The 8,858-nt window shown below is 71.5% G+C and carries 10 protein-coding genes and 1 pseudogene; 3 read left to right on the plus strand and 8 right to left on the minus strand.

Features of this window, described 5'->3' with window-relative positions; translation table 11 throughout:
• Positions 1–776, plus strand: a pseudogene (locus tag AOK15_RS33780) (alpha/beta hydrolase); the annotation flags it as partial.
• 118 nt (positions 777–894) lie between these two features.
• Here AOK15_RS33780 and AOK15_RS33785 read toward each other — a convergent pair.
• Entirely contained in the window at positions 895–1,494 is a 600-nt protein-coding gene (locus AOK15_RS33785) for a hypothetical protein (RefSeq protein WP_055522131.1), read from the minus strand.
• A gap of 110 nt (positions 1,495–1,604) precedes the next feature.
• Between AOK15_RS33785 and AOK15_RS33790 the strand changes: the two genes are divergently transcribed.
• Positions 1,605–1,793 (plus strand): hypothetical protein, encoded by a 189-nt coding sequence (locus AOK15_RS33790; protein ID WP_055522132.1) that lies wholly within the window; start codon positions 1,605–1,607, stop codon positions 1,791–1,793.
• Between the two features lie 120 nt (positions 1,794–1,913).
• On the opposite strand, the gene AOK15_RS45305 is transcribed toward AOK15_RS33790, so the two are convergent.
• From AOK15_RS45305 to AOK15_RS33805, 4 genes are all read right to left on the minus strand, one after another.
• Positions 1,914–2,066 (minus strand): hypothetical protein, encoded by a 153-nt coding sequence (locus AOK15_RS45305; RefSeq protein WP_157870443.1) that lies wholly within the window; start codon positions 2,064–2,066, stop codon positions 1,914–1,916.
• Entirely contained in the window at positions 2,063–3,628 is a 1,566-nt protein-coding gene (locus AOK15_RS33795; protein WP_055522133.1) for a carbohydrate-binding protein, read from the minus strand. The genes AOK15_RS45305 and AOK15_RS33795 overlap by 4 nt, the downstream gene beginning before the upstream one ends.
• Positions 3,629–3,807: 179 nt before the next feature.
• Positions 3,808–4,548, minus strand: coding sequence for an 8-oxoguanine DNA glycosylase OGG fold protein (locus AOK15_RS33800; protein ID WP_205632276.1), 741 nt, complete (start codon positions 4,546–4,548; stop codon positions 3,808–3,810).
• A gap of 62 nt (positions 4,549–4,610) precedes the next feature.
• Entirely contained in the window at positions 4,611–5,117 is a 507-nt protein-coding gene (locus tag AOK15_RS33805; RefSeq protein WP_157870444.1) for a hypothetical protein, read from the minus strand.
• Positions 5,118–5,221: 104 nt separating this feature from the next.
• On the opposite strand from AOK15_RS33805, the gene AOK15_RS33810 reads away from it, so the two are divergent.
• On the plus strand, positions 5,222–5,704 hold the full coding sequence (locus AOK15_RS33810; RefSeq protein WP_055522135.1) for an HIT family protein: 483 nt from the start codon (positions 5,222–5,224) through the stop codon (positions 5,702–5,704).
• On the opposite strand, the gene AOK15_RS33815 is transcribed toward AOK15_RS33810, so the two are convergent.
• The 3 genes from AOK15_RS33815 to AOK15_RS33825 all read right to left on the minus strand — a co-directional run bounded on the left by AOK15_RS33815 (position 5,685) and on the right by AOK15_RS33825 (position 8,349).
• Positions 5,685–6,050, minus strand: a complete 366-nt coding sequence (locus AOK15_RS33815; RefSeq protein ID WP_055522136.1) for a DUF1330 domain-containing protein — start codon at positions 6,048–6,050, stop codon at positions 5,685–5,687. The two genes, AOK15_RS33810 and AOK15_RS33815, sit on opposite strands and share 20 nt — an antisense overlap.
• 211 nt (positions 6,051–6,261) lie before the next feature.
• Positions 6,262–6,858 (minus strand): 3'-5' exonuclease, encoded by a 597-nt coding sequence (locus tag AOK15_RS33820; RefSeq protein ID WP_055522137.1) that lies wholly within the window; start codon positions 6,856–6,858, stop codon positions 6,262–6,264.
• A gap of 54 nt (positions 6,859–6,912) precedes the next feature.
• Positions 6,913–8,349 (minus strand): serine hydrolase domain-containing protein, encoded by a 1,437-nt coding sequence (locus AOK15_RS33825; RefSeq protein ID WP_055522138.1) that lies wholly within the window; start codon positions 8,347–8,349, stop codon positions 6,913–6,915.
• Positions 8,350–8,858: the final 509 nt, after the last annotated feature.

Consider the following 8,858-nt stretch of genomic DNA (forward strand, 5'->3'; position numbering starts at 1 on the left):
CCGGGCTCGCCGTCCTCGACGGCGGGGTGCTCGGGGCCTTCAAGGGGTCCGGGGCACCCGTGCAGGACTCTCCGGAGCAGGTCCGGCAGCGGCTCGCCGCGATCGAGGGCGGGCGCGTCTTCGACCTGACGCTGAGCGGCGTCGGGCTGGGCGCCCGGGCGGAGAGCACCCAGATCTGGTACCAGCTCGCCGGGTGGTACGCCCACCACGACCCCGAGGGCCGTTCCGTCCTCCAGGACCGGCTGCCCGACGCGCTGCGGCCGCCGCACCCGGTCACGAACGCGGCGCTGCTCGGCGCCCTCGTCGACGCCGGGTTCGGGTGGCCCAACGACATCAGCGTCCACTCCGGGCGGATCGCCGACTCGCCCGGCGCCGACGGTGTGCGCGGCTGGGTCGACGAGGGGATCACCCCGATCGCGCGGGTCGCGGAGGCGTACGCGGGGCCGGTGCCGGCGGTCTGGGAGTGGTACTGGCCGGCCCGCCTCTCGGTGGACCTCGACGTCAGCGACGCGTACGCCGACACCGACCTCGCCCGCTCCCTCGGCCTGCGGCTGCGCCACGCCGCCGGGCTCGACGTCCCGCTGTACGCCTTCCAGACCAGCGCCTACCGGGGCACCGTCCTCGACGCGGCCCGCCGGGTCGCCGCCGAGTCCCGCGTCCCGTACGCCGTCCACGAGACGGACGAGGGCATGAACCACCTCGACCCGCTGTTCGCCGCGACCACGCACAACACGGCGACCCGCACCCTCGCGGAGTTCGTACGCGGGCTGCGGTGAGCGACGGGGCCGCCGCCCGGCGAGCCGCGGTGTCCCCGGCGCGGACGACCGGGCAGCGGAGCCTCAGGTGAGGACCGGGCAGCGGAGCCTCGGGGGAAGACGATCGGGCACCGCTGCCTCACGTGTAGACGATCGGGCAGCCGCGGCGGAGCGAGTGCTGCGCGGCGCGCAGATACAGCGCCACGTAGAAGGCCGCGTCGAGGTCCTCGCTCCACGGCCCCGGCCGGGACGCGGCCAGCTCGCTCGCCGGTCCGTCCCTGAACCACGTGGTCAGGTCGAGGTTGTCGCACATGGCCGGGGTCTCGGCCGGCAGGTCGACGGCCTCGGCCAGCCTCTCGGCGAGCGCGAGCATCTGCGGGGCGCCGGCGACGAGGGTCTCGTCCGTGTACCCGGAGCCGACCGGCAGCAGGATCGGCTCGTCGAGCGGGAAGGGCACCAGCACCGACCAGCCGCAGAGGACCGCCACCTCCTCGGGTGAGAGGTGCGCCTCGCACAGCGCGACGAACCCGTCCATGGAGGGGATCAGCTTCTCCTCGAAGCTCTGGCCCGACCCGCGGGCGAACGCCGCCTCCTCCGGCACCGAGTCATAGGGCGGCAGCCCCCGCCGGCCCAGTTCCCCGTTCAGCGCCGAGGCGACGTGGGCCCACCCGTCCTCCTCCTCGTCCCCGCACCCCTCGAACCAGTCCTTCGCGCCGACACTCACCAGATACACGCCCATGAGCGGAACGTACAGCGCGCCACTGACACTCCGGTCCGCCCGCTCCGTCCGGCGGCGGCCGCCTGAGAGGATGCGCGGACGACCACTGGAGAAGCGAAGGGGGAACGAGCATGACCGTGCTCATACTGTCCGGTGTCCTCGTACTCGTCATCGGCGGCTGCGCCTGTGTCTTCTGGGCCGCACGGGGTGGCCCCCGCTGGGTCCGCGCCGTCGCCACCGCGACCCTCGCCGTGGGCGAACTCCTCCGCGTCGTCGATCCCCTGCGCTCCTCGAACAGCAGCAGAGGCGACAGGGATTAGCGCCCCGCGCCGACCACACGCCGACCACACGCCGGCCGCACGAAGAAGCGGACGGCCGCGGAGAGAGATTCCGCGGCCGTCCGCCTGCGCGCCGGGCGGGCCCGGGCCCGCGGGGTGGGATCAGCGGGTCTGGTAGTCGACCAGCGTCACGAAGTACCGCTGGGTCGCGCCGCACGCCACCTTCGACGTCCTGACGATGCCGACCCACGGGCCGTAAGCGAAGTGGCTCTTGACGGGCCTCGGCCTTGTCCAGAACTCAGCCCCGGCGGTCACCCGCCGAAGGTGACCACGAGGCGGCCGTCCGAGGCGAAGGACCACTTCATGGCACCGGAGTACGACGCGCAGCGTGAGCCGTTCACGCCGGACCAGAACTGGTTGGTGCTGTCGGAGCTGCCGATGACGCGGTCGTTGGTCCCGCTGGAGCCCCGGCACGAGGTGTTGTCGCGGAAGACCGACGTACCGCCGTCGAAGTTGAAGTTGCGCTCGGTGTTGTCGACGCTCACGTTGCCGGAGACGGTCATCGAGCCCGGATTGCTGTTCCACGTGAAACCGTGCTTGCCGTTGTCGTAGGCGATGCTGCGCCGCACGACGTGGTTGACGGCGATGTCGTCGCCGCCGAGCTTGTAGCCGTTGCGGTCGCCGTTGCCGGCCTGGGAGCCGTCGCTGAGCGTGCCGTTCTCGAAGGCGAGGGAGTCCTCGATGGTCACCGGGCCGATGGGGCCCGTGTCCGTCTTGGTGTAGAGGTCCCAGCCGTCGTCGATGTTGTTGTGGGCGACGGCGTACCGGAAGACGTTCCCGGGCCCGGTGGTGAGCTTCGCCGCGAAGCCGTCGGCGTCCTCGCCGTCGGAGTCGGCGTTGTCGTGCGACTCCGCGCTCAGGATCAGGTTGTCGGACGGCCAGTCGGCGGCCGGGGTGGTGGAGGTGGCCCGGCCCAACTGGAGCCCGGTGTCGCGGTTGTGGCGGGTCACCGTGCGCTCGATGACGTTGTGGCTGCCGCCGACGTAGATGCCGTTGTCACCGGCCCGCTCGACGACGATGCCCTTGACGTGCCAGTACGACCCGTTCAGCTGAAGTCCGCGGTTGGCGGAACTCTCTGTCTGCGCGGAGAAGTTGAGGACGGGGGTCTCGCCGGGGTAGGCGGCCAGGGTCGTCCGGGCGGCGGCGGTGCCGTTCTTGCCGACCGGGACGGTGACGGTCGAGGAGTGCTGGTACGTCCCGCCGCGCAGGTAGATCGTGCCGCCGGCGCTGATACGGCTGATCGCGGAGGTGAGCGTGGTGGGGGCGGACTGGGTGCCGGCCGCGCCGTCGGTGCCGTTCGGGGCGACGTAGAGCGCGGAGGCCGACGGGGGTGTGCCGGTGCCGTCGGGCACGGTCGCGTCGAGGCGGTCGATGTTGGGCAGTCCGGCCGCGGCGGTGGGGGTGAGCCGGACGGTGTTGCTGCCCGCCACCACCGGCACGGACAGGGTCTTCGTGGTCCAGCCCGACCAGGTGCTCGTGCCCTCGAAGGACACGGTCGCCACGGTCGAGCCGTTGACGACGACGTTCGCGGCGCGGGGGGTGGTGGTGCCGTTGGCGAACCGGACCCCGAGTGTCGCGGTGCCCGCGGCGCCGGACGCCACCGTGAACTGGACATAGCCACTGGTCGAGTTGGTGCCGTTGCAGAATCCGCTGCCCGAGTAGCCGGTCCAGTCGGAGTCGATCGTGCCGGCGCACACCGCCGGCGAGCTCTCCGCCTCGTACCGGGCGGTCGCCGCCTGCGCGGTGGTCGCGCCGGCCAGGGCGACGAGCGTGCCGGACATCAGGCCTGCGCATGCCATGACAGATCTCAGACGCATGGTGGGTCTCCATCTCCAGGACGGTCGGTTCGTCTACCAGAGGCGCGGGAATGGAAAGCGCTTTCTCGGCAAGGTAGGGAGATGGCCTGAATGCGTCAAGGGAGTAGGACGCTCGTTCTGTTCACATGGAAGAACGAAAGAGGGGGAAGAAAGGGAAAGAATCCCACTTGGGTTCATGTTTATGAACTGTCATCGCATGCATGTACGGTAGGGCACTCACCCCCACAGACCCCTGGCGGCTGGACCCGACCATCGAGGTCGAACATGAGCCACTCCAGCCAGTCCGCCGAGACGTCCAGGGAAGCGGCCCAGTCGTGCATGGCGGTGACGTAGGCGACGTAACGGGCGGGCCGGAGCCGGGTGCCGGCCGCCTCCCTGCTCGACCAGCCGAGGGCGTTGAGGGAGCGGAACACACGGTCGTCGAGGATCAGGGCGTACGCGTGGCCGGGTCCCCGGTCGTCGACGGCGGCGAACCACTTGGTGAAGAACGACCGTCCCACGCCGCGCACCCTGAACTCGGCGTAGGCGCGGCCCAGTTCGCCCGCACGGACGGCGTCGCGCGTGGTGTCGAGGACACCCGGCAGGCGGGGGTCGCCGAGGGCCGCGCCGGTGTAGCGGGGCGCGCGTCCGTTGGTCGTGCCCGAGCCCCAGATCATGACCGCGACGAACAGGTCCCGAAGCCCTTCCGGCCTGTCTCCGGCCGCTCGCCGGGCGGCGGCCAGATCGTCCCGCCCGAGCAGCCGGTCGCCACCGGCGGAGCCGCCGTCCGCCGTCCCGAGGCCGAGCACATGGGCGGCGTGGTACGGCTCCAGCCAGGGCTGCCACGTGGACGGCCGAAACCGGACCGACTCCTGCCGACGCCCACGATGCGCCACCACTAGCGGCCGCAGCCGCTCCACCATCTCTCCCTGACCCACCATGAGACAAGCGTCCCTCCGAACCAATGGGGCCCGCCCGAACAGTGGTCGGGCCCGTGGCCGGCTCACTCCGTGAAGCAGCCGAACTCCTCGTTGTCCCGGTCGTCGTAGGCCGCCCGGGACTCGGTGGACGATTCATCGAACACGACCTGGCCGGGGGCGAGTTGCTCGGGGCGGAAGGTGAGGAACCCGGAGACCTGGTCGTCCGAGGCCATGTTGACGCGCAGGGCGTACGTGGTGCCGGGGTCCAGGGCGGCGGTGAGGGGCCGTTGGGTCGTGAAGCCGTCCGGGACGGTACCCAGTCGGATCCGCTGCGAGAGGGTCGTTCCGTCCGTCGCCTCGATGTGCCACAGCGTCCGGCCGGGATCGTCGACGGTGCTGGAGTCGTCCCACTCGTACAGCGCGGCCTCGGTGATCCCGTCGCCCTTCGCGGCCGGGCAGTCCCGCCAGCCGAGCGTGGGCTTCGCCGCGGTGCCCGTGACGAAGAGGGGGTCGTGCTCGGCGCCGCAGGCCGTCAGGAGGGGCGCGAGCGCCACAACCGCCGCCACACGCACCGCTGTTCCCCGTTTCATGGCGCGGAGTCTATGAGGGGACAGGGGTCACGTCGGCCCCACGGGACGTATCGAAGCGGTACCGGACAGATCACACGGCACGCCCACGGATAGGGTCACCGGTCATGGCTGAGGACTGGCGGCGTGATCGGATCGGCAGCGCCCTTCGCGGCGAGAACCCCACCGTGCTGCGGAGGCTGGACGCGGGGTTCGCCGTGATCGGCGACGTGCAGTTCCTGCCGGGGTACGCCGTCCTGCTCGTCGACGATCCCGCCGTGACCCGGCTCTCGGAGCTGCCGAGGACGCGGCGGCTCGCCTTCCTGTCGGACATGGAACGGCTCGGCGAGGCCGTCGAGCGGGCCTGCGGGCGCCTCGACCCCGCGTTCCGGCGGGTCAACCTGGAGATCCTCGGCAACACCGACCCGTTTCTGCACGCGCACGTGTGGCCGCGCTACGGGTGGGAACCGGCCGAGTCGGTCGGGCGCCCGGTGTGGCTCTACCCGCCGGAGCACTGGGCCGACCCGAGCCACGCCCTCGGACCCCGCCACGACGCCTTGCGTACGGGTATCGGGGAGGAGTTGGACCGCCTCACCGACTCGGCGGGGTGACATCGGCGGGCAGTGCCTCCCGCATGGCCCTTGCCGTGGCCGCCGGGTCGTAGCCCGCGGGGACGCCCTCGACCATGATGATGTCGCCCTCGATGTGCCGGGAGCGCAGCGGGGCGATCTCCTGGTAGGCCGGTGAGTCCCACCATGCGCGGGCCTCCGCGATCGAGGGGAAGCCGATCATCACGACGTGGCCCGGCCAGGTGCCCTCCTTCACCTCGTGCGGCGTGGCATGGACGAGGAAGCGTCCGCCGTACGGCTCGAAGGTGCCGGGGATCCGCTCGATGTACTCGGCGATGTCCGGGTGCGGGGCGGCCTCACGCAGGTGGGCGATGACGTAGGCGGGCATGGTGTCTTGGGTCCTTCCGGCCGGTGAAGCTCGGTGCAGGTGCAGGTGCAGGTGGAGGTGGTCCGGGAGCCCGACAGTCCGGTCCTCCGGAGGTACGGCGATCCGGTTGTCCGGCCCCCGTACGGACGAGCCTGGCAGCCGGCCCCGGAGGCGTCGATTACCCGCCGGGTAATGCCCTGGGCCCCTGGGCGGCGGCCCCCGCGACCACCTGCTACAGCAACCCCACCGGCAGAGCGGCCCCCGCCCCCGCCAGGTGTCGCAGCGCCGCCGCGATCGAGTGGCAGTCGAAGAGTGCCGAGTGTTCCCCGCCGTCGGAGGCCGGGCGCGGCAGGCCCAGCGCCTCCCACAGGCGGCCCGAGTTGATGCCCGCCGTCGCCGGGGCGACCGTGTTGAGCCAGGGGCGGATGTTGAGGAAGCCGGGGGTGAGGGGCGTGTGCTTGATGTGCTCGCCACGGGAGCGGGCCCAGCCGATGTTCTCGCCGAGGACCAGCATGTCGTTGCCGTACGAGAGGACGGACCGGCCCCGGCAGAAGGCCAGGAAGTCGCTGAGGGCCTCCGCCGGGGGCGCGCCGTCCAGGTCCACCGACTCCTGGTCGATGCCGGTGAGTTCGGTGAAGAAGGGGGACAGCTCGGGGTTCGCCACCGGGCGGACCAGCGTCTCGTACTCCTCCACCACCGTGTACCGCTCGTCCAGCCGCAGCGCCCCGATCTGCACGATCTCGCGGAGCTGGCCGGGCGCCGACCAGTCCTCCGCGGCGGCCCCCGGCCAGGTCGTGAACTCCAGGTCGAAGATGACGAAGGTGGGCACGGCGGCACTCTCCCGGTGAGGCGTGAGCGGATCAGCCTACCCACCCGGAAGGCGTCAGTTCAGGACGGGAGCGGCCGGGCTCACCACCCGGCCCCCGGTGGAGAGGTCCACGCCGACCAGCCCGTCGGGAAGCACCCGCTCCCCGCCCGCCGCCCCGACCGACGACCCCGACTCGCCCACCGATCCCACCGATCCCGACGACTTCGACGGCTTCGACGGCTTGGCCGAAGGCTTCGACTCCGTTCCCGTCCCGGCGTCCGTCCCCGGCGCGTCGCAGAGCGCCGTCGCCACATGGACGTTGAGCGCCTCGTCGATCGGGCTCGGCTCCAGCTCCGTGCCCTCCTCGTTCAGGCGCTGGTACTTCATCAGGGTGAAGCCCAGGCTGAGCTGGCGTTCGCCGTCCGCGCGGGTGAGGCTGAGGGTGCCGGCGCCGAAGACCCCGCCGTCGTGGCCCCAGAAGCGGCCGCAGCCGGGGATCTCCAGGGTGTAGATGCCGAGGCCGTAGTCGATGGCGACGCCGGGCCCGACGTTCACCGGGACCGTGCGCTGCATCTGGGCCAGGGAGGCCCGGCCGATCAGCTTCCCGGTGAGCAGCTTGGCGTAGAAGCGGTTGAGGTCGTCCATCGTGGAGGTGAGGGCGCCGGCGGTGTAGCCCCAGGACATGTCGTAGACGCTGTAGTCGCGCGGCGGGTCGATGAGGCCGTAGAACGACTCGTACATCTTCGCGTGCGGGCCCTTGATGTACGGGGTGCGCGGGAACGCGGTGTGGTGCAGCCCGGCGCGGTCGATGACGTGACGGGTGAGGTACGTGGCCGCCTTCTGGCCGGTGACCTTCTCCAGGATGAGACCGGCGACGACGTAGTTGGTGTTGGAGTACGAGCCGGGCTGCGCGCCGGGGCTGCCGGTGGCGGGTGCGGCGAGGCCCAGGCGGACGAGTTCCTGGGGTCGTATCGTGCGGAAGCGGTGCTCGTCGAGGCTGGCGGTGGAGTTCTGGGCGAGGGAGGGGAAGGCGCCGAGGACGTAGTCGCCGAGGTGGCTGGTGTGGTTGAGCAGCATCCGTACGGTGATCGCGTCGCCGCGCTGCCGGTCGGCGCCGGGGAAGAGGTCCGGCACGTACCGGGTCACCGGGGCGTCGAGGCTGATCCGCCCCTTCTCCACCTGCTGGAGGATCGCCACCGCGGTGAACGTCTTGCTGATGCTGCCGATGCGGTGCCGCATGTTCGGGGTGACCTTGCGGCCGGTGTCCACGTCGGCGAGTCCGGAGGCGCCCTTCCAGCGGTCGCCGCCCTCGCGCACGGCGGAGTACGCGCCGTACATGCCCGCCTCGTGGAAGGCGTCGAGCGTGCCGCGCAGGGCGGTGCGGTCCAGGGTGTCACGGGCGGCGGACCGGGTGGGAGCCGCGGTGGTGCCGGCGGCGGCCGCCGTGGGCACGGCGGTGAACAGCAGCAGGGTGGTACCCATGGCCGAGCCCACAAGTCGCTTGATACGCATGGCTGTTCCTCCCGGATCCGGCTCTCGATGTCCTGAGTCTCGCCGGGACCGGTGAGGGTTACATCCTTCCGCTGGACGATCACCTTCACAGCGGTGCCATGACATCTGTCATGACGGGCCGTCAGCCTGCGGCCAGGCTCCGCGGATGGTGTTGCCGCCGGCCATGTCGGCCAGGCGCCGGTCGTGGCGCAGTGCGGCCAGGACGATCACCGCGATCCGTCCGGGCGGCAGGATCCGCCGCCGGGAACACCGTGGTCGCCTTCGTACTGCACCCTTCCGACCATCAGGTCGTACGGACCGCTGCACAGCCAGAGAGAACGTCCAACTCCCTCAGCGAGAGGCGGGATTTCAGGTGCCTTCGCTTCCCCCTGTCGTCGCCGACCGACCAGCAGCGGGGTCACCGACCGACCGACAACAGGGTTGCCGCCGGCCGACAGCCGGCTCGCCGCCCTACGCGCCCTGGGCCTCCTTCGCCTCGTTCGCCTCGTCCGCCTCCCCGAACCGGGCCA

The sequence above is a fragment of the Streptomyces ossamyceticus genome, assembly GCF_001418475.1.
GTDB classification, from domain to species: Bacteria; Actinomycetota; Actinomycetes; order Streptomycetales; family Streptomycetaceae; genus Streptomyces; species Streptomyces ossamyceticus.

Bases quoted from the DNA above. Each gene is read 5' to 3' on its own strand.
- AOK15_RS33790 (WP_055522132.1), top strand. From the start codon at position 1,605: ATGACCGTGCTCATACTGTCCGGTGTCCTCGTACTCGTCATCGGCGGC.
- AOK15_RS33795 (WP_055522133.1), bottom strand. From the start codon at position 3,628: ATGCGTCTGAGATCTGTCATGGCATGCGCAGGCCTGATGTCCGGCACG.
- AOK15_RS33800 (WP_205632276.1), bottom strand. From the start codon at position 4,548: ATGGTGGGTCAGGGAGAGATGGTGGAGCGGCTGCGGCCGCTAGTGGTG.
- AOK15_RS33815 (WP_055522136.1), bottom strand. From the start codon at position 6,050: ATGCCCGCCTACGTCATCGCCCACCTGCGTGAGGCCGCCCCGCACCCG.
- AOK15_RS33810 (WP_055522135.1), top strand. From the start codon at position 5,222: ATGGCTGAGGACTGGCGGCGTGATCGGATCGGCAGCGCCCTTCGCGGC.
- AOK15_RS33825 (WP_055522138.1), bottom strand. From the start codon at position 8,349: ATGCGTATCAAGCGACTTGTGGGCTCGGCCATGGGTACCACCCTGCTG.
- AOK15_RS33805 (WP_157870444.1), bottom strand. From the start codon at position 5,117: ATGAAACGGGGAACAGCGGTGCGTGTGGCGGCGGTTGTGGCGCTCGCG.
- AOK15_RS33785 (WP_055522131.1), bottom strand. From the start codon at position 1,494: ATGGGCGTGTATCTGGTGAGTGTCGGCGCGAAGGACTGGTTCGAGGGG.